This window comes from Pseudonocardia sp. Ae505_Ps2 (assembly GCF_001932425.1).
Classification (GTDB): Bacteria; Actinomycetota; Actinomycetes; order Mycobacteriales; family Pseudonocardiaceae; genus Pseudonocardia.
Map to the genome: position 1 here is coordinate 2,254,567 of NZ_MCIP01000001.1, position 22,560 is coordinate 2,277,126.

The window sequence follows — 22,560 nt, forward strand, 5'->3', positions numbered from 1 at the left end:
TCAACGCCCGCCGCCGGGTGCCACGTCGACGGCGTTGAAGGACCAGGAGCCGCGCCAGATAGGCCACGGTGCGCTCCCCGATCGGGAGGACAGCGGTGTAGGTGACAGGATCAGACATGCAGGACCTCGGTGACGGTGTCGATCTGTGCTGGACCGAACCGATCTACCGGGGTCCTGCCCCGTTCCCGCTCATCTCACCACCCTCGGCGTGTCGCCACGACCTGCCACCCCGCTACTGAGAACACCTCACTGTCACCCGGCTGTCACTCCGACTGTCACTGCCGTTTCAGCAGGTCAGGTAGGCACTTGTGACATAGTGACAAGAAGAGTGTGGGGGTGAGTCACCGCCACTGGACGTACGCAGCCGTCGCATCATCACTGTTCTTGAGGCGCGGCCACCGCGCACCGTTCGGGTCATCGTGCTCGATCGTGCGAACCGTGTTGATCAGCTCGTCCGGTCCTTTCTCGTGCATGAGGTCGAGTGCTTCACGCCAGGTGCGAGCGTGGAATGTGTCGACGACGCGGCTGGCTCCATCGCTGAGTAGAGCTGCCCGGATTACTGAGTCCGCTGGGACCGAGCCTACGACCGCTTGACTCGCGGCTCGTGGATCCCCACCTGCTATCCAGTAGCCGCCATCGGCGTTACGAAGCGGCTTCTGCGCGGCGATGAGGTTCGATACTGCATGTTTTTGTTCGGGAGACCCCAAGGGGTGTCGCAGCGCCTCCTTGTGCTCTTTTCGAGAGAAGTGATCCACTCTGTCATCTGTGTGAAATTCAATACCTACAGTCGTCTCTATGGCTATCCGAGCGTCGGCCAGTACGAGGAATTGCACTTCCTGTGTGGAGCTGTGGTAGTGAAGTATTGCGACGGTTGCAGAAGGTGAACCGGGATGCTCGGTATTGCACCCTGGATGCCTGGATGCGACGTCAGTAATAGCGATAGAGAGGGCACTTCTCAGGTCGCGCTCGTCACTGCTGACGATTTCGAGCAAGCGGGAGCCAAGCTGATTGACGAACCACGGCGTTCCGTGCTTGCAGCCTGAGCGGGCGCCAGCTGCGGAGCTGAGGCCGTCGAGCAGGACGACGCTGTTCAGCGAAGCGCCCACCCAGTCTTCGTTCTCGCGTCCCGGGTCCCCCTGTTGGGTAGCCATTGACGCGCGCATCAGGCTTGGCCTCGGTCGCCGCGGTACAGGGGTGAGACCTGCTCGCTGGCTGTGATCGCCAGTGTCTTCGGGGCGAAGGTGCATTCGATCAGAGTGGAGAACCGCCCCTTCCTGACTTCGCGGTAGAGCTGAGCCATGTTGTGCTCAAGATAGTGGACAACGCCGGGAGCGCCGACGGCATGGATTCCGGCGATGTAGAGGAAGTGTCCGTTCCCGTCCAGGCGTGGTAGCCGGCCGAGGTAGGCGACATCCCGGGGTTCACCTGAGTCCATTGGTGAGCGATAGGTTTTTCCTGAGGCCAGGTCGACGAGATGCCACCCCTTTTCGTCCTCGCGGAACTTTAGATTCGGGTCAGACTCAAGAAGTTGGTTGATGATCGGCGACAGTCGAGGCCCGCAGACGACAATCAAATTGTCCCGGTTTAGATCGAGGAAGCCGGGCGGCTCGATTACCTCAGACTCTGCGCTCAGCTCCATCCCTGCGGCCATCTTGTGGAGTGCGTTGTATGCCGCAAGGTCTTCCTGGGCTAGAACTCGTCCAGAGCCGCGCTTGTTGGCCTCCTGCTTTCCTCCAAGCGCAATTGTGAGAGGACCGGATCCGAGGAACGCTCGCTCGGCTGGTGGTCCGGCCTTGACGATCTGGCCGATGCGGGCCCGGGTTGTTCCGAGAAGTTCGGCCACCTCCTTCTGGAGCATGCCGCCGGCGAGAAGTTCCTCGACCGCTTCACGCCGAATGCGCCCTGCTTCCTTCTGGGCGTCGTTGAACTCGGTCACGAGTCGACTCGCGACCGTGGCCCGTTCTCTTGGGTCGGCGATCTCGCCGGCCCGAACGACCTCGCTGTGCATCGTGGCCACCTCCGGGGCTAGGGGTCTTGCCTAGCGTAGCGCGAGAGGGGTTGCGCTCGGCGTGGTCGTCCGTCTGCCTTCTGTGAGGCAAGTCCTCTTGCCTCGACGTAAGGGGGGTTGCATAAGGCGGAAGCGAGGAGCGGAGCGAGATGACAAAGCGTCCCGTTGAGCTGGCGGACTGCACGGTGCCGCTGGCCGAGGAGGAGGTCAGTGCGCTGCACGCGTACTGGGAGCAGGTTCTGGCGGAGGTATGGGGCGTGTCGCCCGAGGTGCCGGCGGCTCGTCGTTCGGTGGCGCCGGTCGTCGAGCTGCGTAGGCAGTCGATGGCCGGCGCTGTTCTGCGTGGAGGTGAGGCGGCGTGATCACGGTGGTGAATGCGCGGGAGCGGCGGGTTCTGGATCGGGTTCGTTCGGAGGTGCTCTACAGCGGGGTGCTCGCCCTGGTGCTGGCCGGGACGGCCGTGTTGGCGGGACTGGTGGTGGCGTCGGGTTCGGTCTCGTTCGGCTCGTGGGTCGTCGAGTCGTGGGCGTGGCTGGTGCCGGGGTTCCTGCTCGGTGGGGTCTACGACTTCGCTGGTGAGGCGGTCTCTGGGCTGCGGGAGCTGCGCCGGTTGCGTCGGGACTCGGCGTATCTGACGGCGATGGTCGCGGTCGACGCGATCGACGCGGTCGACGCGGTCGACGCGGTCGACGCGGTCGACGCGGCCGAGGAGCGGGCGGAGTTCGTCCGCCTCGGCGGCCGGGACGACGAGGACGAGCAGCCGCCGGCGGGTGGTCGGTCGTGACCGGGCGGCTGGACCGCGAGGTCGAGCGGGCGGCGGCGAAGGCGTCGCGTGAGCGTCGGGCCCGGACCGTGCGGCCGGGGTGGTGGGTCTACAGCCCCGCGTTCGTCGGCTGGTCGTGGCGTCAGGTCACGAAGGTCTCGCTGTTCGGTGACCACGAGCGCTTGCAGGTGCGGCTGGACCTGGTCGACCTGGCGGGCAAGACCTCGTACGTGAAGACCTCCGCGAACGCGCCGGCGTGGTGCGTGTCGCCGTCGGTGGCCGAGCGGGTCGGGCTCGTGGCGGGTGAGCGCCGGCGCTGACCGGCCCCCGGTGGGGTGTGGCGGGGTCGTCCCGGTGAGACGTAATCGAAAGATCCACTTTGGACAGACAGGAGAACGGTGATGGGTTGGTTGTCGAGCACGGCGAAGGGCGGCGCCCGGATGGGTCGTGAGGCCGTGCGCCGGGAGGTGGAGGCGGCACAGCACGCCAAGCACCACAAGCGGGGCCGCCACACCGACCGGCCTGCGGGGACGGTCTGGTGCCGGTTCTGCGGGGTCAAGGTCCGTTCGGCGTTGGGCGATGTGTGCTCGCATCGCCGCTGCCAGCAGCGGGCGGCCCTGTGATGGGCGCGCCGGGGATGCGGGTGCGGGCCCGCTGCACCGTCTGCCGGCGGGCGTTCGAGCTGTCGGGCGATGGCGGTCCGGAGCCGCGGACGTGTCACCGGCACGGGTGCCGGCGCCGTTCAGGTGGGTCGCGGTGAGCGCGTTGAGCCGGCCGCCGCGGGCTCGGGCGGCGTACTCGCACCGGTTGTGCCCGGGGCGGGCCTACTACCGGACCCGGGACCAGGCCGACGAGGCCAGGCAGTGGATGGGTGGGGTCCCGACCGCGTGCAGCCGCTGCGGCGGGTTCCACCTGCCGATCCCGCGTCCGGGGCGATAGCTGCGCCTGGCCCGGCGGGACCACTCCGGGAAGAGATCACCCCGCCGGGCCAGGCAGTGCCCCTTCATCCAGCAAGCCAGACGAAAGGAGAGCGTGATGCTAGTCGACCTCGACGACACCGGCCGGTGCCCGACCGCGGCGACGTGCGCCGGGTGCGGTACCGGGCAGGGCGAGTTGACGGTGGTGACCGCCGGGAGCGGGGCCGGGGTGCTGTGCGTGTCACTGTGCCCGGACTGCCTGACCGACGACCTGGCCGTGCCCGGTCCGGCGGCGGCGCGCGGGGTGGCCGAGCACTGCGGCCACCTCGACATCGCCCTGTCCGACATGGACGCCGTGCTGGAGTCGGGGTGGTCGTGGTGAGTCGGGCGACGGCCCGGGACCGGGTGGCGCAGGCCCGGGCCGAGGGGATCAGCAGTGAGGTCTTGGCGGTCGCGGCGCACGAGGTCGGGCACGGGGTCGCGTTCGCTGCTGCCGGCTACGTCGCGGGGCCGGCGCGGATGAGATTCGGTTGGTTGCTCGGCTCGCCCTACGACGCCGGATGCAAGGTCGGGCCTCCGTCGACGACCAAGCGCACCGCGCCGGGGCTGCTGGTCGGCTACGCCGCTGGCAACGCTGCGCAGCGGCTGTTCACTGACCGCTACCTGGGCTGGTTCGGCGGAGCGGGGAACGGTTCGTATGGCGACCGTTCCCTGTTTGCCGAGACCGAGTCCTACTGGGAGAGCGGGCTCTCTTGGGAGCAGGCCGAACGGCGCGCGAAGACGCTGCTGCGGCCCCGCCTGGACCGGATCGCCGTTCTGGCTGTCGACCTCGCCCGCACCGGGCATCTACCCCGCGGCTCGTTCCGCTGACCCTCTGACCAGGGAGGAGACTGATCGTGTCTGGCACCAACGACTACGCACAGCGGCGCCGCGACGACCGCGCCGTGGCCGCCGAGCAGGCCCGTAAGGATGCCGCTGCGGCGGCGGATCGGGCCCTGCGCGCGGAGGCCGTGCGCGCCGAGCTCGCCGAGCGACGCCGCACCGAGCAGGCTGCCCGCCGCGCCGAGGCCAAGGCCGCCGCCGGTGCCCGGGCCGCGGCCCGCCGGGCCGCGGCCGGCGCCTGGATCGCCGCCCACCGGGTGGACCTGCTGATCTACCCGCTTGCTGTCGCGTCGGCGGCGATGGCGATCCCGGCCATGGCCACCTACGGCATGCAGCTCTACGGCGGCCCGACCGGCGCGGTCCTGCCGGTGCTGTCCGAGTTGGGGATGTGGGCGTTCGCTCTGGCCGTCCAGTCGCGGCGCCGGCAGGACCCGGCGGCGCCGGTGTGGTCGTTGCAGGTCGGGGTCTGGTCGTTCGCTGCGGTCGCGGCCGGGTTGAACCTCGCTCACGGCCTGGACGCCGGCCTGTCGGCCGACCTGGTCATGGGTGTCGTGTCGGTGGCCGGGGTGGTCGCTCACCAGCTCGTCACCGCCGGCCCCCGCCGGCCGCGCCGAGCGCGTCGGACTCGCGAGCAGCGGGCCGCGGACCGTAAGACGCGTCGTGCGCGCCGTGCCGCGCTGGATGCCGCGGTCGCGGAGATCGACGCCGACGGCGGTGCCCGGCTGGTCATTGCTCCGGGCACCTACCGGATCCAGCGCGGCCGGTTTGGGCGGGTGCGGCTGGCCCCGCACACCACCCCCGGGCTCCCGGTCGCTGATGGTGGGGCTGCGGAGGATCTGGCGGCGGAGATCGGTGCCTGGCTCGCCGAGCAGCCGAGCGTCCCGGGCCCGTCGGTTGACGACGCCGCCGGCGGGCCCGGGAACCAGACCGAGGAGCACCGCGAGGACGGCGACCGGCCGGAGGGGCACGGCGTCGGCACGCTCGACCGCCCCGCGGGACGACCCGCCCGGCGCCGTACCCATCGGGTGCCGCGGGCCCGGTCGCTGGATCAGCTCCGCGCGGAGCTGGCCGCCGCGATCGCTTCCGGAGAGGTCGATCCGTCCTCGGCGGAGTCGATCCGCACCACCCTGCGCTGTGCCCCCGCACGGGCTCGCGCACTGCGCGACGAGCACACCACCACCACCGACACGACGACCGATCAGGACGGTGACCAGCGATGATCGAGGGGAATCGAGACATGAACACCGACCCGGACCACGACGAGCACGCCGAGGCGATCGAGGGGGTTCGACCCCGCCACACCAGTGCCGATGAGCACGGGCGCCGGCCCCCGGCCGGACGCCGCCGCGGCGCGGACGCCCCGACCGTGGTCGACGGTGAGGTTGTCGACGGCGAGCCCATCGAGCGCGACGACGGTGGTGTTGGGTCGGCTGAGGTGGTCTCGGCCGAGCGGGGTCCGCGGCGGGCGGCTCGTCGGGCTGGCGGGGTGGTGCGCGCCGGGACGCACGTGATCACCACCGCGGCCGGTGGGCCGGTGCGCCGCGTCGGTGCGGCGACGGTCGCGGGGGCGAAGGCCGCGCCGAAGGTGACCGCGCGGGCGGCGGTGACCACGGTGGCCGGGTACGGCTCGTTGACCCGGCGGGCGGTCGCGGCGGCGACCCACGGCGGGGCGCGTGAGCAGATCCGGGCCGCTCGCGCCGCCGGGGACGCCACGGCGGCGGCGGAGTGGATCGAGCGCCTGGACACGCTCAAGGACCACCGTGCGCAGCGGTTGCGGGACCTTCCCCGACAGGTACTGGCCGTGTTGCAGGTGGCCGGGATCGCACTGGCCGTGCTCGGTCTGCTGCTGGTGTCCGGTGGGGTCGTGTCGTGGTTGGCCCCAGGCGGGTTCGGTTGGACCTCGTGGTGGGACATGGTCGGGGCGGTCATCCGGTTCGCCACCGCCGCGGTCACCGTCGCAGCGACGGCCGCGCTGTGGGCGGCGATCCCCGCGCTGGTGCTGGCCGGCTGGTGGGAGGGCCGCCGACACACCGCCGGCCCGACCTGGCTGGCCACTGCCGGCGACGCCGAGGTGGACGCGATGATCGATTAGACCACGATCGCCCGCGCCCTGGACGCGCTGCGCATCGCCCAGATCAGCGCGTACCTCAAGGCCGGCACGCCGTTGCAGTTCCTGACCCCGACCCGGGTGGACGGGCGCGGCACCCACGCGGTGATCCGGTTGCCTGCCGGGGTCCCCGCCGAGCGGATCGCGCGGCGCCGCGCGGACCTGGCCACCGGGTTGCACCGGCTGGCGAAGGAAGTGTGGCCGACCACCGGCGCCGAAGCCGGGATCCTGGACCTGTGGGTCGCCGACAAGGGCGCACTGGCCGAGGGTGCCGGGGCATACCCGCTGCTCGACGACGCCGGCACGGTGGACGTGTTCAAGGGCGTCCCGTTCGGCCGGAACCTGCGTGGCACCCCGGTCGTGGCGCCGCTGATGGAGCGCAACACCCTTACCGGCGGGATGCCCGGACAGGGCAAGTCCTCGGCCGCGCGGGTCATGATGGCCGGCGCCGCCCTGGACCCCACCGCTGAGCTGCGGATCTGGGTGCCCGATGCCAACTTCGACTTCGAGGCGTTCCGCCCCCGCTGCTCGCGCTACGTCATGGGCGCCGAGGACGAGCGCATCGCCGAGATCGCCGAGCACCTGCGCGAGCTGCATGCCGAGGTCCAGACCCGCGGTGAGCTGCTGGTCCGCTACGAGATCCCCGCGGTGACCCGCGAGTACGCCTCCAAGGGCGTCGGTCTGCACCCGCTGTTCTGCCTGCTGGAGGAGGCCCACGTCGCGATCCAGCACCCTACCCACGGGGCGGAGGTGGCGAAGCTGATCGTCGACATCATGCGCCTGGGCCGTAAGCGCGGGATCCACCTGATCCTGTCCACCCAGGCCCAGACGAAGGACTCCATGCCCCGCGACGCGACCCGCAACGCCTCGAACGGCATCGCCTTCGCCGTCGGTGACCACGTCGCCAACGACGCCCTGCTCGGCCAGGGCGCCTACACCGCCGGGCACCGCGCCACCGAGCTGATCCCTGGCGTGGACCGGGGGACGGCGGTGGTCAAGGGGTTCTCCGGGCAGCGCTCGGAGATCGTGCAGGTCTACTTCCTGTCCGTGGACAAGGACACCCCGGTCGGGGACCAGGTCACCCCGCTGATCGAACGCGCCCTCGACGCGATCGAGCGCCGCGGCAAGGGCCTGCCCGGCGCCGGCCGCCCCGGTCCGCAGGTCCAGGTGCAGCAGCCGCGGGACCTGCTCGACGACCTCGACGCTGTCCTCGGTGAGGAGCCCGTGCGCACCGCCGACGTGCCTGCGCTGCTGGCCCGTCACGCACCCGGCCACCAGCCCTACCAGGCCATGACCGGAAAGGCCCTGCGCGAGGCCCTGGCGGCCGAGTTTGGGATCAAGGTGCCCTCCACCGGGAACCGCTGGCCCCTCGATCCCATCACCGTCCGTGATGCCCAGGTGCGGCGGGCGACCGCTGACCTCGACGACGACCAGGACCTCGACCGCAGCCACGAGTGAACCGGGCCCGGTCCGGGCTGACAGCGCCCCAGGCGGGCCACCCGGGCCGGGACACGGACCGGGTTAACCCGGCTAACTCGATAACTCGTCGCAGGTCAGCAGGTCAGAGCTGCATCGTCGGGCAGGAGTGAAAAACCTAACCCGCCGGGCGCCACCTCACCCACCGACCTCACTACCCGATCAGCACCCCGACACCGAGCCATCGGGCCGGTGCCGCGACCCCCTCCATGCCGAGAACAGGAGCACCCATGTCGACGCACAGTAACCGAGGCAACGGGCAGGGCCCGCCCACCACGAGCGAGGTCGTCGCCCTGCTGCGCCGCCTCGACGAGATCAAGGCCGCCGGGCACGACCCCGCCGAGCGGACCCGGTGGCTCGCCGACAAGGCCGACCTGATCGCCCGTATCGAGACCGCCAAGGCGAAGGGGGAGCTGTGAAGTTCCGCGCCCGTAAGACGTTCCAGTTCGGCCCGTTGCGAGCCACGGTCAACCAGTCCGGCCGCTGGTCGTTTGCCATCAAGATCGGCCCGGTCACCCACAACCTGACCCGGCGGACGACCTCGATCGACACCCCCGGCCCCGGCGGGTTCCACCACCAACACGGTCGTGGCCGCCGCCGTCGCCGCGCCGGTGATCAGCAGTGAGCGGGGTGCTGACCGAGCGGTGGGGCTGGCAACCCACCGCCCGCATGCACGAGGGGCTGCCGACGTGGCGGTGGCGTTCCGCCCCGCCCGGGCTGGTCACCCGCCGGCAGATGCGGGCCGCCGGCCGCGCCCCGGCCGGGGCCGTCCCGGTGGGGCGGATCGAGTGCCGGCGCGGTCGGCGGTGGGCGCTGCTGTGGGACCCCGCCGACCTCGGCCCGAAACGGGTTCCGACCCCGGCACAGCGAGCCGCGCTCGCCCGAGCCTTGGCCGCCCGCCGGTGGTGCCCGGTCTGTCGGCGCGACGTCGGCTACTGCATCCCGCGCTCGCTGGGGTGCTGCGTCGACTGCCATGAGGTGGAGCGGTGAACGCCGGGCGGGGTGAGCTGTGCTTGGTGGCGCTCGCGCTGGCTGAGCGGGGGTGGCCGGTGTTCCCGTTGCGTCCGGGCAGCAAGCGCCCGGCCCTGCACGGGCTCACGAGCTGCCGCGGTGTCGGGCCGTGCGCCGACGGGCACCGGGGGTGGGAGCAGCGGGCGACGACCGATCCGGGCCGGATCCGGGCGGCGTGGACGGCGGGTGCGTTCAACGTCGGCGTGCCGACCGGGCGGGCCGGGCTGGTGGTGGTCGACCTCGACACCTGCGACGACGGCGAGAACGCGCCGCCTGAGTGGGCCGTGCGCGGCGTCGTTGACGGCGCCGGGGTGCTGTCCGCGCTGCTCGCCGAGTGGGGCCGGAGGCTCCCGGCGACCTACGGGGTCGCCACGCCCTCGGGCGGCCGGCACCTGTACTTCCGGGCGCCGACCGGGGTCGAGCTGCGCAACACCGCCGGCGACACCGGCCGCGGCCTGGGTTGGAAGATCGACACCCGAGCCCACGGTGGCTACGTCGTCGCGGCCGGTTCACGGGTCCCGGCCGGGCTCTACGAGGCCAGGGGCGAGGCGGAACCGGCCGAGCTGCCGGGGTGGCTGGCCGACCGGCTTACCCCGCCACCACCCCCGGCTGTTCCAGCGGGTCCGATCCGGACCGGGGCGGGCCGCCGTGACCGCTATCTCGACGTCGCACTACGGGCTGAAACAGCACGGGTGACCGGGGCGCCGAAGTCCCAGCGCAACGCGTCGTTGTACGTGGCGGCGGTCGCGCTCGGCCAGCTCGTTGCCGGCGGGGCGCTCCCGGAGAGCGAGGCGTGGTCGACGCTGCGCAGCGCGTGCGCAGGGCATGTCGCGCTCGGCGCCTACAGCGCCGCTCAGGCCGACAAGACGATCACCTCGGGCCTGCGGGCCGGGGCGAAGCGACCCCGACGGATCGAGGACGCCGCATGAACTCCCCACCATCCCCAGCCCCACACACCAGCAGCCCCGCGAACGGGCCGCAGGCGGCGACTCAGGGCCCGCTGAGTGCCCCGCACAGCCCGGCCGACCGGCCCGGGTTCCCGCCGCTCGGGGCGGTGCCGGCGCCGCCACACACGGCCTGGACCGCACAGGAGTTGATGGGCATGGAGTTCCCGACCCCGCGATGGGCTGTGCCCGGGGTGATCTGCGAGGGCGTGACGCTGCTGGCCGGCCCGCCCAAGGTCGGCAAGTCCTGGATGAGCCTGGGTCTGGCGCTCGACATCGCCGCGGGGCGTCCGGCGTTCGGCCGCATCACCACCGAGCCCGGTTCGGTGCTCTACCTCGCGTTGGAGGACACCCCGCGCCGGTTGAAGTCGCGGATGGAGATCGCCCTCGGAGACCGGCCCGCACCGGCCGGGTTGACGTTGTCGATCGCCTGCCCACCGATGCCCTCCGGCGGGGATGTCCAGGTCGCCGAGTGGCTGGAATCCCACCCCGACGCCCGGCTGGTCGTGATCGACGTGTTCGCCAAGGTCCGCGGCACCCCCGCACCCGGGGTGTCGGCCTACGACGCCGACTACGCCGCGATGGCCCGGATCAAGCGCGTCGCCGACCACTACGGCGTGGCCGTGGTGCTGGTCCACCACGTCCGCAAGGCCGCCGCCGAGGACTTCCTGGCCACCGTGTCAGGAACCAACGGCCTCGCCGGCGCCGCCGACGCCGTCCTGGTCCTCGAACGCGCCCGCGCCCAAGCCGACGGGGTCCTGCACGTCACCGGCCGCGACGTCGACGAAACCGACTACCCACTCGCGTTCGACCCGGGCGCGGGCGCGTGGTCGCTGCTCGACGGCAACGCCGCTGACTACCAGATGCGCGACACCCGCTCCCTGGTCATCCGCTACCTGCGCGACTACCCCGGCCGCCGTCCGAAGGAGATCGCCGAAGCGCTGCGCCTCGACGCCGGGACCGTGCGCCAGACCTGCCGCCGGATGCAGAACGACGGCCAGCTCCGAGCCAACGCTGGCGGGGCCTACTGGGCCGCCGACAGCCCCGGGTCCGGTGACACGAGCGACAGCAGTGACATACACGCGACGGAACCGGTGTCACTGCTGTCACTGCGTCACTCCGACCCGGCTGACCTCGGAGAACACCAGTGACCCGGCCAACCAGGCACGGTGACACCCGGGCTCCACCATCACGGTCTCACCACTGTCACTGCGTCACTTCATGCGCTCTGACCTGCATCAACCGCTGTGACACCCCGAGTGACACCACGACCCCGGTGTCACTCCCGCCCCGGATGGAGACCCCATGAGCCGGCCGGCCGCCCGCCTCACCGTCACCGACCTCTGCGCTGAACTCGGCATCTCCCGATCCACCTTCTACGACTGGCGCGCCAAGGGCCGCGCCCCCCGCTGCATCAAGCTCCCCAACGGCGAGATCCGCATCCGCCGCACCGACTTCGACGACTGGATCACCAGCCTCGAAGAACCGGAGGTCGCCGCCTGATGAACACCACCTACGACGTTCGTATATGGAAGATCAGCACGTACGAGGGCAAGCGTGGAACGACCTACATGGTGCGCTGGCAGATTGCGGGCCGCCGGAAGAAGGAGACGTTCAAGACGAGGGCGCTCGCGGACAGCTACCGCTCCGATCTGGTGAGCGCAGCCCGCCGCGGTGAGGCGTTCGATACCGGCACCGGCCTACCGATCTCCGCCGTCAAGCCCACCCAGGCGGTCAACTGGCTGGATTTTGCCTGTGACTACATCGATATGAAGTGGCCGGCCGCCGCGGCTACCTACCGGCGAGGCCTATCCGAGGCGCTGACGGCCGTAACTGTGGCGATGCTCGATGGCGAGCGGAACCGTCCGACGTCGGCAGCTCTGAGACGGGCCCTGCACCGATGGGCGTTCAACACCGCGCGACGTGGAGGCCCCAGTCAGTCGGCAGAAGTCGTGGAAGCTCTGGCGTGGGCCCGGCGGCACAGCCTGCCGGTCAGTGCACTTACTGATCCGGGGGTCCTCCGGTCGGTCCTGAATACGATCAGTACAAGGCTCGACGGGAAGCCTGCGGCCGCGACGGTGGTCAACCAACGTCGCCGGGTGCTCTACAACGCTGCGGAGTACGCGGTCGAACGGGGGCACCTCTCGGCGAACCCGCTCGTGGGATTGAAGTGGAAGGCCCCTAAGCCATCGGGGGCGGTCGACCGGCGGACTGTGGTGAACCCGATCCAGGCACGGACGCTGCTCGCTGCGGTGCGGGAGACGAGGCGCAGCGGGCCTCGTCTGGTGGCGTTCTTCGGGCTCATGTATTTCGCCGCGCTGCGGCCGGAGGAGGCAGTCAACGTGCGCGCCGTCAACCTGACGCTGCCCAACGGGAACGGGTGGGGTGAGATCCACCTACAAGAAGCGACGCCGCACGCCGGGACCGAGTGGACCGACGACGGGGAGCAACGGGACCGGCGGCAGTTGAAGGGCCGTGCCCGTGGCGAGCACCGTGCTGTTCCAGCGTCTCCCGAACTCGTAGAGCTGCTGAAACAGCATGTGGCGGAGTTCGGGCTAGGAGAAGACGGCAGGCCGTTTCCTGGGGGGCGGGTGGTCGAGCTGCCGAAGATCACCTATATACGAGCCTGGAAGGTCGCGCGGTCCATCGCCTTCACTCCCGAGGTCGTCGCGTCCCCACTCGCCGCGACGCCGTACTCACTGCGACACGCGTGCGTGTCGACCTGGCTCAACGCTGGCGTCCCGGCGACGCAGGTCGCGGAGTGGGCGGGCCACTCGGTCGAGGTGCTGTTGAAGGTCTACGCGAAGTGCATCGAGGGACAGGACTACGAGGCGCGCCGCCGCGTCCTACTGGCTCTGGGCTCTGATCGGTCGAGCTACGCGACGTAGGCACGTATTAGGCACAGAGACCCGCTCACAGCCGCTGACGGCCGGTACGAGTCGGACAGAACAAGATCAGCCCCTCACCGGGTTCTGCCTGGTGAGGGGCTGATTCTGTGGGTGCCCCCGGCAGGATTCGAACCTGCGGCACCCGCTTTAGGAGTGGTGGATCGTGTCCTGGCCTGCGCGCACTCTGACCAGGGATGACGCGCGGCGCGCCCGGGATCCCGGGCGCATCTGGGAACGTCCTGGGAACAGGCCCGCCAGAGTCGCCGCGTGACAGAGTGACAGTGTCACCGGCCTGTCACTCAGGCTGTCACTCTCGTTTGTGCTGGTCAGGGGTGGTGTAGTGACAGAGTGACAGAAGAAGAGTGGGGAGACGTTCCATCGCCTGGAACCGTCCAGCCCGCCGCACCGCCGTGCGGACGTCCCAGTGCTCCTCCGCGCTCGGACGGGACCCCCGGATGCCACCCGGTGTCCCGTAGCGCCTCTACGGAGGCCTGAGGGCCGCGTACAGCCCGCTCGATCCCCCGGTCGACGAGCGCTCGTCCCCCCTGCTGTTCCAGCGCTGTGGACGTCAAGGCGCTGGAACAGCAGGGGGAGCAGCAACGACGGGTCGCATCGCCGTACGGCCGGGCCCGCCGAGCCCGCCGGGTGACAGAGTGACAGTGTCACTGGCCTGTCACTCGAACTGTCACTCACGTTCCCGCAGCTCAACGCGGGTCGAGTGACAGAGTGACAGAGTTGAGGCCCTGTGGCCGCCACGCCGCCGTCACCGCACCCCGCTCTCGCAGTCCCGATCCGACAGCCGGGTGACAGAGTGACAGCCCTACCGGCACTGTCACTCCCAGTGTCACTCTCGTTTGTGCTGCTCAGAGGTGGTGTAGTGACAGAGTGACAGAAGAAGAGTGGGAGCCGATCGTGTGGCGCGCAGGTTTCTCTTCGGCCTCGGCCGCCACCGTCAGGAGACTGTCAAGAACTCGTCTTGGACAGCCTCACTGCGTGTTCTCACGAGGTGTCGCCGAATCGCTAGTTCTTCGGGGTCCGCGTGATCGCCGCTGGCCGACATTTGCTCTGGCCAGCGGCGGTAGATCATCCCAGGCTCGTCAGAGAACCATCCGACGCGACATCCATTGAGGGCCATTAGGAGGGCCGTATCTTCAGAGGCAGGCAGGCTCATCCATCCGCCCAGGGCCACCAGTAGGCGATACCGAATGCACAGTGTCGCGGGATGCACCAAGATCCTGAAATTATCCGCGTAGGCGTCTCTGGCCTGTCCGATCTCTATCCGTCCGGGCGGCGGGTTCCATGGGTAGTGCTCGGAACGTGTGCCGTCCATGTGCTCGTCGATTACCCGCGCTGCTGACCAACTAATTTCCGGATCAGAATGCGCGGAAATGTCCCGTTCGAGTGCCCCAGCGGTAAGTCGATCGTCTGCGTCGAGAGTCTTCACCAGCGACCCGCGCGCCCGAGCTAGTGTCATGGTCCTCGTGATTGCGACCCCGCTCTTCCTGGACGCTCCGTAGCTAATCCTGGGGTCCTCAACCGGGATAGACGACATCACCGTTCGCTGGGAATCGGCATCCCTGCCATCGCATTGAACAAGCCACTCCCATTCCCAGCCCTCTGGGAGTTTCTGGACTTGTAGCGCCTTCCAAGTCTCAGGCAGGTGCTCGGAGCGGGTTGGATCTACGGCGGTTACTACCGAGATGACCTGACTCACGGTGGCTCACTCTCCTACTGGATGGTCGACAGAGATGACCGTTCGGTCGCCGCGAATCGAGATATCTGCCGTTTCGACGGGGGTTTCGCCTGCGAGATGGGTTCGCTCGACGAAGAAGACTGGAACTCCTTCTGACATCTCAAGCTCTTCCGACTCTTCGAGAGTCGGCATTCGTGCCGAGTATTGCTCGTTAACGTGTGTTGTCGTGACGCCGATTGCGTCCATTCTGGCAATGACGTGAGGGTCACCACTCGGTGGTGGGATTTCGGCGGTCGTGCCCTTGGTTACAGACAGCGGCTCCCACTGAGTTGACCGCTGAATGGGGCCAGTATCGTCAACCCACAGGTAGTCCACCCGAGAGACCGCATCGCCTTCGGCTATTCCGAGGCGACGTGCAATCGTGCGAGAGGCTGCTTCAGTCGTCACGACTCCGGTAGGAGCGGAAGTGACCGAATCGCGATCCAGGTCAGCTGATATTGGGCTTCGATCGTCGTTATGGGTGTATCGACCGGCCATGCGTCGTGTGATTAGTGGCCGCCGGAGGACTTTCGCCGCCTGGCCGCGATCCGACGAGATGACTCCGGAGTTTCGAAGATGATTGAGCGCGGCTAGAGCAGTGCTTGGGCCGACGCCCCACTTTGTCGCGATTTCTCGGTAGCCATCCACTCGGTCGCCGATGTCGAGTCGTCTGGCGCGGATATCGCTGAGCAGGCCGTCGGCGACCTGTCGCCAGAGTGGCACGCCCGAGTGGGGGTTGATCTTCGCCTCGCTCATGGTGGCTCCGTCCTCGTTCGCCTCGTCCAGGGCAGCGTAGTGCTCCGCTGCAACGTGGCACCGAACCGCTCTTGTGCACCGTGGCACCGTGGCGCTACGGTGCAACGGTGCTACGGACCACCGTAGCGGTAACTGCAGCGGAGGAGAGAGCGACTGTGGACGAGGTTGACAACACGGATGCGGGCGGCGCGCTCGTGGAGTGTGTGGCGCAGCTCAGCGACGACGGCCGTCGGGCCGTGCGTCGGTACTGGGACGAAGTGACCCGTGAGGTGTGGGGCTCGCTCGCAGTTCAGGCGTCGCCGGGTGCGTCGGAGTACGGGATCGCCTGCCGTGAGCGCCGCGAGGCGCGGCGTGCGATCGCCCGGGTGGCGCTGTCGACGGTCGGGCGCCGGTCGGCGTTGGGTCGGGTCGGTACTGCGGGCGCCGTTCTGGGCGGTGAGGCCGCGTGATCCGGGTGGTGGACGCCCGGCAGCGTCAGGTGATGGATGGGGCCCGCTCGGAGGTCCGGACTCAGGCACTCGCTGGGGCTGGGCAGGCCGTGTTGATCGGCGTGGCGGGTCTGGCCCTGGCTGGTGTGTTCGGTCCACTGCCGACGACGGTTGTGCCGCTGGTGTGGGTGGCGATCGGCATGCTGGCTTCGGAGGCGGTCTCGTCCTGGCTGTGCGCGGCGGGGGCGTGGCGGGAGCTGCGGGAGCTGTGCCGCAACGCCGCGTACCTGGCCGCGGTCATCGAGGTCGACGCGGCCGGGCAGCGGGCGGAGTTCGCCCGGCTCGGTAGCGACGGTGACGTTCCGCCCGCTGGGGGTGCGGCGTGAGCGCCCGCCTGGACCGGTCGGTCGAGCGGGTCGCGGCGTCGGCGGCCCGGGAACATCCGGCGCGGTCGGTGCGGGTGGGGTGGTGGATCTACTCCTACGGCGCCGCCGGCGGGTCGTGGGCGCAGGTGGCCGCTGTCGTGGCGCTGCCCGATGGCCGGCTGCGGTTCGACCTGCGCGGGCCCGGCAAGCAGTCGGTGGTGACCGCGCCGTCGTATCCGGCCACGTATCTGACGGCGCAGACCGCGCGCCGCGTCGGTCTGGTCGGGGGTGGTCACTGACCGCTCACCCGGCCTGGGGGCGGGGTGGGCACGACGGAACCGGCACAGCCGTAACAGCAAGATCCACAGTGGACAGACAGAACGGGAGTGCGTGATGGGTTGGTTGTCGAGCACGGCGAAGGGTGGGGCCCGAGCGGGCCGGACGGTGGCCGAGGAGACGCGCCGGGCGCGTCATCACCGTCGTGGTGTCCATACCGAGGAGAGCACCGGGAAGGTCCGCTGCGTCGGGTGCAACCGGTCGGTGCGTTCGGGGATGGGGTCGGTGTGCTCGCGTCCGGCGTGCCACCGCCACGTCATGGCCCACGGCCTGGCCTCGGATCGAGGCGAGTGATGCGGGTGCGGGTTCACATCCGGTCCGGGTGCTCGCTGTGCGGGCGTACCGACGCTCACGAGCACGGTCAGGCCGAGTGGAGCGCGCATGTCGACCAGGTCGGCGCCGCGGCGCGTGAGCGGCGGGGTCGACGGTGAGCACGTCGGGTGGTCCGCGGCGGCAGACGGCGCGGTGGTGGCGCCGCAACGGCCGTGGGGCGTGGGTGGATCCGTGGTCGCTGCGCCTGCGTGGCGGGGTGATCCACCGCCGGGATGTGGAGCGCTACAAGCGTGATCCGCGGGCCCGGGCCACGGGCGGGGACCCGGTGTGTGTGGTGCGCCTGTGCGGTGGCGGGTCGTTCGTGCGGGAGGGTGCGCACCGGGTGACCGCCGCCCGGGAGACCGGGCGTCGGATCCGGGTGCTGTGGGTCCACGAGGCCGACGAACAGGCCACCCGATGACCGCCCCGCAGATGCGGGTCCGGGCCCGCTGCACCCGCTGCAAGCGCCCGGTCGAGCTGCCCCGCGACGGCGCGCCACCGACGACGTGCGGGCGGGGCCGATGCCGCCGCCGTCCCGCCTGACCCCCACGGGGTCGTCAGCACGACACCGGCACCACCTGGTGACCGGTCAGCACAACCACGGAGGAAGCACGAGATGAGCAGCAAGCGCACCGACATCAGCGCCACCTACGGCCGCGACCGCAACACGGTCACGGTCAACGGCCGCACCCGCGCCGCCGCCGAGGGTGAGTCGCCGGTCGTCCTGCCCAACGGCAAGACGATCACCGTCCCGGCCGGGGCGAAGGTCTCCTTCCGCGACGGCGTCGTCTACGTCAACGGCAAGAAGGTCGGCTGACCCCCGGCACCCATCGGCGCGGCGTCGATCCCGGGCCGCGCACAGCCATTCAGCGAGTGAGGGAGATCCAGATGAGCAGCAAGCAGGTTCCCGTGGTGTCGCACTTCGGCACCGGACGGGCCTCGGTCGAGGCCGGAGGGCGTACGCACACCGTCAACGGCGGTCAGGGGATCGCCGTCCTGCCCGGCGGCAAGACCCTGACCGTCCCGGCCGGCGCGACGGTCGAGATCCGCGACGGCGTCGTGTTCGTCAACGGCAAGCAGGCCCGGTGAGCGCGGTCAGCCGCCCGTCGCGGGCCAGGGCGTATCGGCAGCACCGCCGCTGCCCCGGGCAGCCGTACTACCGGACACGCCTGGAGGCCGAGGGCGACTGCCGCCGCTACGGCTCGATCCCGGCCGAGTGCAGCCGGTGCGGCGGGTTCCACCCCCGGCGCCGCCGTTGACTGCGCCCGGCCCGGCGGACCTCCCGCCAGAGAGATGCCCCGCCGGGCCGGGCCCCCAACGCCATCCACACGTCCCGCTCGCTCCCGGTGGCCGCGCACTGCGCGGCCCCGGGGGTGGCGGAGCCCTGCGAACGACAGGAGACCAGCAATGCTAAGCCAACCCAGCACCGCGGCCAGCGCGGCAGTGAAGGCGCGCACGGTCGCCGCCGCCCTGGACGCCGGGGTCCGCCGCGACGTCCTCGCGGTCGCCGCGCACGAGGTCGGTCACGGTCTGGCCTGGGCCCACGCCGGGTTCGCGGCCGGTCCCGCACGGGTGGAGACCGGCTTGTTCGGCGGGCCGTGTGGTGCGTCGTGCAAGCACGGTGCGTCCGGGCGGCTCAACGAGTCCAACGTCGTCGGCTTCCTCATCGGGTGCGCCGCCGGACGGGCCGGGCAGCACCTGTTCACCGCCCGCTACCTCGGCGGCCGCGACGTCGGCGCGACCGGCGACGACGCCGCCCGCGACCGCGGCGACTTCGACTACAGCGAGCGCTACTACCGCACCGGCCTGTCCTGGGCCGCGGCCCAGCGCCACGCCACCGCGCTCCTGCGGCCCCGCCTGGCCCGGGTCGAGCGCCTGGCCGTCCGCCTCGCCGTGACCGGCCGCCTGTCCCGCACTGACTTCCGCTGACCCGCACGACCGAGAAGGGAGAACCATCGTGTCCAGCAACGACTACGCCCAGCGTCGCCGCGACGACCGCGCCGCCGCGGCGGAGCAGGCCCGGCGTGACGCCGACGCCGCCGCCGAACGTGCTCTGCACGCCGAGGCCGTGCGCGCGGAGGTCGCCGACCGGCGGGCCGCCGAGCGCACCGCCCGGCGCCAGGCCGACACCGACCGCAAGCGCACCCTGAACGCCGCCCGCCGCGCCGCGGCCGGGGCGTGGCTGTCCGCGCACCGGATCGACCTGCTCATCTACCCCCTCGCGATCGCCTCCGCGCTCATGGCCGTCCCGGCGATGGCCGCCTACGGCGCCGAGCTGTACGGCGGCGCGACCGGCTACGTCCTGCCCGTGCTGTCCGAGCTGGGCATGTGGGCGTTCGCCCTGGCCGTGCAGGCCCGCCGCAAGAGCGACCCCGAGGCGCCGGTGTGGTCGCTACAGGTCGGGGTGTGGACGTTCGCCGCGGTCGCAGCCGGACTCAACATCGCCCACGGCGCCACCGCCGAGGCCAACGGCGGCACGATCACCGGCCTGGTCATGGGCGTCGTCTCGATCGCCGGAGTCATCGCCCACCAGCTCGTGGTCGCCGGACCCCGGCGGGCTCGCCGGACCCGCGACGAGCGGGCCGCGGCCCGCCAGTCCCGAGCGGCTGGGCGCAAGCTCGCCGACGCCCGCCGCGCCGCGCTGGACGCTGCGGTCGCCGAGATCGACGCCGACGGTGACGCCCGCCTGGTGATCGCACCGGGCACCTACCGGGTGCACCGAACCGCGGTCCGGCGCCGGGCGCGGCTGACTCCGGCCGCGACGCCGGGGCTGTCGGTCGGGGAGGCGTCGCCGGTCGGGGAGGACCTGGCCGCCGAGATCACCTCCTACCTGTCGAGCCTCCCGGTCCCGTCCGCTGACGACCCCGCGGACGGGACCGGGAACCAGCCCACACCACAGAGCGAGACCGACACCGAGTCCGACGGGGAGCGGCCGGGTGGGCACGGCGTCGCCACCGCCGACCGCCCGTCGCGGCGGCCCCGCACGCCGCGGGCGCACCGGCTGCCGCTGACCCGCTCGCTGGATCAGCTCCGCGCCGAGCTGGCCGCCGCGGTCACTGCGGGGGAGGTCGACCCGTCCTCGGCGGAGTCGATCCGCAAGACCCTGCGGATCTCCCCGGCCCGGGCTCGGACGTTGCGCGACGAGCACACCCACGCCCCGACCCACACGACGACCGACAAGGACGGTGACCAGCGATGATCGAGGGGAATCGAGACATGAACGAGGGCCCGCAGGGCGCCGGGGACGGCGAGACGATCGAGGGCACCCGGCCCCGCTACACCAGCCCGGGTGAGCACGGCCGCCGCCCGCCGCCCGGCCCGCGGCCCCGCCGCGATGAGGACGTCCCGGAGGTGGTGGACGGCGAGGTCATCGACGCCGAGATCGTCGAGGACGAGGACGAGGACACCGCCACCGCTGAGGGTGGGGCGGGTGCGGTCGAGGTCGTCCCGGCGCGGCGTCCGGGGACCGCGGTGGCCCGGGTCGCGCGGCAGGCCCCGGCCCGGCTGGTGGCCACGACTCGGACGGCGGTGACGCACCCCTACACCCGCACGGCGGTGACGGGGACCGCGTTGAACGCGTGGTACGTCGTCGCGGGGGTGGGCGTGGTGGCCCGGCGGTGGCGCGACAGTCACGGCGCGGACCGCTACGAGCGGATGATGCGCGCGGCGGAGTCGGTGGGTGATCAGGAGTCGCTGCGGGAGTGGGAGGCCCGCGCGACCGCGGAGAAGGCCCGGCGTCACCAGCGGGTCATGGACTGGATCTCCTCGCCGTTGGAGCTGGTCAAGGCGTTCGCTCTCGGCGTGGCCGGGGTGACCGGGCTACTGCTCGCGCTGGGCATCGTCCTGGCCATCGGTACCGGCGACGTGTCCAAGGTCGTCGCGCCGATCGTCGGGCTGGTCACGCTGATCACGTGGACGGCGTGGTTCCTCACCGCCTACGGCGTGTTCGTGCTGGCCGCGGCCACGGCCGGGGGGCTGCTCTACGTGTGGAATCTGGGTAAGACCCGCACGAGCGCACCGGGGTGGATCGCGCCGAGGACGATGGGCGCGGTCGATGAGAACGTGACCCCGTCGAAGGTGGTCATCGCGCTGCGCAACCTCGGGGTGTCCGCGCTGGCCAAAGCGATCAAGGCGATGGACGACGCCGGTGGCGCGATGCTGGGGCCGATCCGGGTCGCCGGTGCCGGGGTCGAGGTCGACGTCCGGTTGCCGTCGGGGGTGGACACCTCGGAGATCCAGCGTCGCCGGCGCAAGCTCGCCGAGAACCTGGACCGCCACGAGTACGAGGTGTTCATCACCGTCCCGGCGCCGCGCACGGTGCGGCTGTGGGTCGCTGACAGCGGCGCCCTGGACGAGCCGATCGGGCCGTCGCCGCTGCTGGGCGACCCGGACGGGGTCCGCGCCGATGTCTACACCGGGCACGCGCCGTGGGGTCGTGACCTGCGCGGGCAGGCCCGTGGGATCTCGCTCAAGCAGTTCCACCTGCTGATCACCGGGTTGTCGAACCAGGGCAAGACCGCGGCGCTGCGGGCGCTGGTGCTGTGGGTGATGTTCGACGTGACCGCGGAGTTCCGGATCGCTGACCTCAAGGGTGTCGGGGACTGGCACATGTTCGACGGTCTGGCCTCGGAGCTGATCGAGGGCCCGGCTGATGAGCACGTGATCGCCGCGACCGAGATGTTGGAGCGGGTCGTGGCCGAGATGGAGCGTCGCCTGGGGTCGATGGACCGCGACAAGTACCCCAACGGCGTCACCCGGGACCTGGCCCGTAAGCCCGGCAGCGGGTTCCACCCGCTGTTCGCGGTCATCGACGAGGCGCAGCAGGCCTACATGTGCCCGGTCGTGGACTCCGACAAGAACCCCTACGGCGGCCGGTCGGCCCGGTCGCGGTTCTTCATGGCCGTGCGCAAGATCCACAACCAGGGGCGGGCGGTGAACGTGCACCTGTGGCAGGGCACCCAGGACCCGACCGATCAGAACCTGCCCAAGCTCGTGCGGGAGGGCGCGCACATCCGCGGGTCGCTGGTCGTGGGGACCGAGTCCCAGGCCCGCATGGCGGTGGGGGACAAGGCCGTCGACGGCGGCGCGGCGCCGCACCTGCTGCGCCAGGGCGTCGACAAGGGAACCCTCGTCCTCAACGGCGTCGGGATGGACCTGCCCACCGGGGAGTCCTCGATCATCCTGCGCACCCACTTCATCAGCGGTGACGAGGCAACCGAGCTGGTCACCCGGGCCAAGGAGCAGCGGGCCAAGGCCGGGCGCGCCACCACCACCGCCGGACCCGAGGAGACCGTCGACGACGTCGACCACATCGCGGTCATGGTCGAGGTGATGGGCGAGGCGAAGCACCTCAAGCGCTCGGACCTGCTCGCCTGCCTGCACAAGCACGACTTCACGACCTACGGCACGTGGGAGGCCAAGACGCTGGCCAAGTACCTCAACAACGCCAAGGTCCCCGAGGTCTCGGTCAAGGGCTACCCGCGGGTGCGTCGCGCGGACCTGCTCAAGATCCAGGCCGACCGGCTGCTCGCCGATACCGCCGACGACGACACCGACGACGACACCGACCTCGGTTTCGGCACTGACGGTGACGATCAGGGATGAGTGGTTCGGGGTGAGGCACGGGGTGAGGCAG

At 70.9% G+C, this 22,560-nt stretch carries 29 protein-coding genes, 1 tRNA gene and 1 pseudogene; 26 read left to right on the forward strand and 5 right to left on the reverse strand.

Annotation, left to right across the window (positions count from 1 at the left end):
* The 3 genes and pseudogenes from Ae505Ps2_RS33310 to Ae505Ps2_RS10740 all read right to left on the reverse strand — a co-directional run.
* Window positions 1–118: pseudogene (locus Ae505Ps2_RS33310) on the reverse strand (IS5/IS1182 family transposase); the annotation flags it as partial.
* Window positions 119–341: 223 nt separating this feature from the next.
* Window positions 342–1,106 (reverse strand): hypothetical protein, encoded by a 765-nt coding sequence (locus Ae505Ps2_RS31100; RefSeq protein WP_139320156.1) that lies wholly within the window; start codon window positions 1,104–1,106, stop codon window positions 342–344.
* 56 nt (window positions 1,107–1,162) lie between these two features.
* Window positions 1,163–2,008, reverse strand: coding sequence for a transcriptional regulator (locus Ae505Ps2_RS10740; protein WP_075332940.1), 846 nt, complete (start codon window positions 2,006–2,008; stop codon window positions 1,163–1,165).
* A gap of 149 nt (window positions 2,009–2,157) precedes the next feature.
* Here Ae505Ps2_RS10740 and Ae505Ps2_RS10745 point away from each other — a divergent pair, with 149 nt between their 5' ends.
* The 16 genes from Ae505Ps2_RS10745 (at window position 2,158) to Ae505Ps2_RS10825 (ending at window position 12,996) form a co-directional block, all read left to right on the forward strand.
* Window positions 2,158–2,370, forward strand: a complete 213-nt coding sequence (locus tag Ae505Ps2_RS10745) for a hypothetical protein (protein WP_075332941.1) — start codon at window positions 2,158–2,160, stop codon at window positions 2,368–2,370.
* On the forward strand, window positions 2,367–2,792 hold the full coding sequence (locus tag Ae505Ps2_RS10750; protein ID WP_139320157.1) for a hypothetical protein: 426 nt from the start codon (window positions 2,367–2,369) through the stop codon (window positions 2,790–2,792). The genes Ae505Ps2_RS10745 and Ae505Ps2_RS10750 overlap by 4 nt, the downstream gene beginning before the upstream one ends.
* Window positions 2,789–3,091, forward strand: coding sequence for a hypothetical protein (locus Ae505Ps2_RS10755; RefSeq protein WP_075332943.1), 303 nt, complete (start codon window positions 2,789–2,791; stop codon window positions 3,089–3,091). The genes Ae505Ps2_RS10750 and Ae505Ps2_RS10755 overlap by 4 nt, the downstream gene beginning before the upstream one ends.
* A gap of 81 nt (window positions 3,092–3,172) precedes the next feature.
* A complete protein-coding gene (locus tag Ae505Ps2_RS10760) occupies window positions 3,173–3,394 on the forward strand; it encodes a hypothetical protein (protein WP_075332944.1) in 222 nt (73 codons plus the stop codon).
* Between the two features lie 409 nt (window positions 3,395–3,803).
* Window positions 3,804–4,070, forward strand: coding sequence for a hypothetical protein (locus Ae505Ps2_RS10770; RefSeq protein ID WP_212567625.1), 267 nt, complete (start codon window positions 3,804–3,806; stop codon window positions 4,068–4,070).
* The gene (locus Ae505Ps2_RS10775; protein WP_139320158.1) at window positions 4,067–4,558 is read left to right on the forward strand and encodes a hypothetical protein; all 492 of its coding nucleotides are present in this window, start codon (window positions 4,067–4,069) and stop codon (window positions 4,556–4,558) included. The genes Ae505Ps2_RS10770 and Ae505Ps2_RS10775 overlap by 4 nt, the downstream gene beginning before the upstream one ends.
* 26 nt (window positions 4,559–4,584) lie before the next feature.
* Window positions 4,585–5,790 (forward strand): hypothetical protein, encoded by a 1,206-nt coding sequence (locus Ae505Ps2_RS10780; protein WP_075553590.1) that lies wholly within the window; start codon window positions 4,585–4,587, stop codon window positions 5,788–5,790.
* 17 nt (window positions 5,791–5,807) lie between these two features.
* Window positions 5,808–6,662, forward strand: coding sequence for a hypothetical protein (locus Ae505Ps2_RS32580; RefSeq protein ID WP_075553591.1), 855 nt, complete (start codon window positions 5,808–5,810; stop codon window positions 6,660–6,662).
* 72 nt (window positions 6,663–6,734) lie between these two features.
* Entirely contained in the window at window positions 6,735–8,135 is a 1,401-nt protein-coding gene (locus Ae505Ps2_RS32585) for a hypothetical protein (RefSeq protein WP_212567626.1), read from the forward strand.
* Between the two features lie 248 nt (window positions 8,136–8,383).
* Complete coding sequence (locus Ae505Ps2_RS10795; RefSeq protein WP_075332950.1) at window positions 8,384–8,572, forward strand: hypothetical protein; 189 nt, start codon at window positions 8,384–8,386, stop codon at window positions 8,570–8,572.
* Window positions 8,569–8,778, forward strand: a complete 210-nt coding sequence (locus Ae505Ps2_RS10800; RefSeq protein ID WP_075332951.1) for a hypothetical protein — start codon at window positions 8,569–8,571, stop codon at window positions 8,776–8,778. Before Ae505Ps2_RS10795 ends, Ae505Ps2_RS10800 begins: the two co-directional genes overlap by 4 nt.
* Window positions 8,775–9,143 carry an RRQRL motif-containing zinc-binding protein gene (locus Ae505Ps2_RS10805; RefSeq protein WP_198932125.1) on the forward strand — a complete coding sequence of 123 codons (369 nt, stop codon included), beginning with the start codon at window positions 8,775–8,777 and terminating at the stop codon, window positions 9,141–9,143. Before Ae505Ps2_RS10800 ends, Ae505Ps2_RS10805 begins: the two co-directional genes overlap by 4 nt.
* Window positions 9,140–10,093: a bifunctional DNA primase/polymerase gene (locus tag Ae505Ps2_RS10810; RefSeq protein ID WP_170917029.1), complete on the forward strand. Its 954-nt coding sequence runs from the start codon at window positions 9,140–9,142 to the stop codon at window positions 10,091–10,093. The genes Ae505Ps2_RS10805 and Ae505Ps2_RS10810 overlap by 4 nt, the downstream gene beginning before the upstream one ends.
* Window positions 10,090–11,259: an AAA family ATPase gene (locus tag Ae505Ps2_RS10815; RefSeq protein WP_075553593.1), complete on the forward strand. Its 1,170-nt coding sequence runs from the start codon at window positions 10,090–10,092 to the stop codon at window positions 11,257–11,259. The genes Ae505Ps2_RS10810 and Ae505Ps2_RS10815 overlap by 4 nt, the downstream gene beginning before the upstream one ends.
* A gap of 154 nt (window positions 11,260–11,413) precedes the next feature.
* Entirely contained in the window at window positions 11,414–11,611 is a 198-nt protein-coding gene (locus tag Ae505Ps2_RS10820; protein ID WP_075332953.1) for a helix-turn-helix domain-containing protein, read from the forward strand.
* Entirely contained in the window at window positions 11,611–12,996 is a 1,386-nt protein-coding gene (locus Ae505Ps2_RS10825) for a tyrosine-type recombinase/integrase (protein WP_075553594.1), read from the forward strand. Before Ae505Ps2_RS10820 ends, Ae505Ps2_RS10825 begins: the two co-directional genes overlap by 1 nt.
* Before the next feature lie 112 nt (window positions 12,997–13,108).
* Here Ae505Ps2_RS10825 and Ae505Ps2_RS31925 read toward each other — a convergent pair.
* Window positions 13,109–13,169: transfer RNA gene (locus tag Ae505Ps2_RS31925), tRNA-Phe, on the reverse strand.
* A 1,547-nt stretch (window positions 13,170–14,716) separates the two neighbouring features.
* Window positions 14,717–15,484: a GntR family transcriptional regulator gene (locus Ae505Ps2_RS10835; RefSeq protein WP_075308475.1), complete on the reverse strand. Its 768-nt coding sequence runs from the start codon at window positions 15,482–15,484 to the stop codon at window positions 14,717–14,719.
* Between the two features lie 155 nt (window positions 15,485–15,639).
* On the opposite strand from Ae505Ps2_RS10835, the gene Ae505Ps2_RS10840 reads away from it, so the two are divergent.
* From Ae505Ps2_RS10840 to Ae505Ps2_RS10880, 10 genes are all read left to right on the forward strand, one after another.
* Window positions 15,640–15,933: a hypothetical protein gene (locus Ae505Ps2_RS10840; protein ID WP_075308474.1), complete on the forward strand. Its 294-nt coding sequence runs from the start codon at window positions 15,640–15,642 to the stop codon at window positions 15,931–15,933.
* Between the two features lie 179 nt (window positions 15,934–16,112).
* Window positions 16,113–16,298 (forward strand): hypothetical protein, encoded by a 186-nt coding sequence (locus Ae505Ps2_RS10845; RefSeq protein WP_139318829.1) that lies wholly within the window; start codon window positions 16,113–16,115, stop codon window positions 16,296–16,298.
* A complete protein-coding gene (locus tag Ae505Ps2_RS10850; protein WP_075308472.1) occupies window positions 16,295–16,576 on the forward strand; it encodes a hypothetical protein in 282 nt (93 codons plus the stop codon). The genes Ae505Ps2_RS10845 and Ae505Ps2_RS10850 overlap by 4 nt, the downstream gene beginning before the upstream one ends.
* Before the next feature lie 464 nt (window positions 16,577–17,040).
* Window positions 17,041–17,346 (forward strand): hypothetical protein, encoded by a 306-nt coding sequence (locus Ae505Ps2_RS10855; RefSeq protein WP_139318828.1) that lies wholly within the window; start codon window positions 17,041–17,043, stop codon window positions 17,344–17,346.
* 195 nt (window positions 17,347–17,541) lie between these two features.
* Complete coding sequence (locus tag Ae505Ps2_RS10860; protein WP_075308468.1) at window positions 17,542–17,742, forward strand: hypothetical protein; 201 nt, start codon at window positions 17,542–17,544, stop codon at window positions 17,740–17,742.
* 71 nt (window positions 17,743–17,813) lie between these two features.
* Window positions 17,814–18,014 (forward strand): hypothetical protein, encoded by a 201-nt coding sequence (locus tag Ae505Ps2_RS10865; protein ID WP_075308466.1) that lies wholly within the window; start codon window positions 17,814–17,816, stop codon window positions 18,012–18,014.
* Window positions 18,011–18,184, forward strand: coding sequence for a hypothetical protein (locus Ae505Ps2_RS31930; protein WP_170917030.1), 174 nt, complete (start codon window positions 18,011–18,013; stop codon window positions 18,182–18,184). The genes Ae505Ps2_RS10865 and Ae505Ps2_RS31930 overlap by 4 nt, the downstream gene beginning before the upstream one ends.
* 148 nt (window positions 18,185–18,332) lie before the next feature.
* On the forward strand, window positions 18,333–18,854 hold the full coding sequence (locus Ae505Ps2_RS10870; RefSeq protein WP_139318827.1) for a hypothetical protein: 522 nt from the start codon (window positions 18,333–18,335) through the stop codon (window positions 18,852–18,854).
* Window positions 18,855–18,882: 28 nt separating this feature from the next.
* A complete protein-coding gene (locus tag Ae505Ps2_RS10875) occupies window positions 18,883–20,124 on the forward strand; it encodes a hypothetical protein (RefSeq protein WP_075308462.1) in 1,242 nt (413 codons plus the stop codon).
* A 17-nt stretch (window positions 20,125–20,141) separates the two neighbouring features.
* Window positions 20,142–22,529: an FtsK/SpoIIIE domain-containing protein gene (locus Ae505Ps2_RS10880; protein WP_075308460.1), complete on the forward strand. Its 2,388-nt coding sequence runs from the start codon at window positions 20,142–20,144 to the stop codon at window positions 22,527–22,529.
* Window positions 22,530–22,560: the final 31 nt, after the last annotated feature.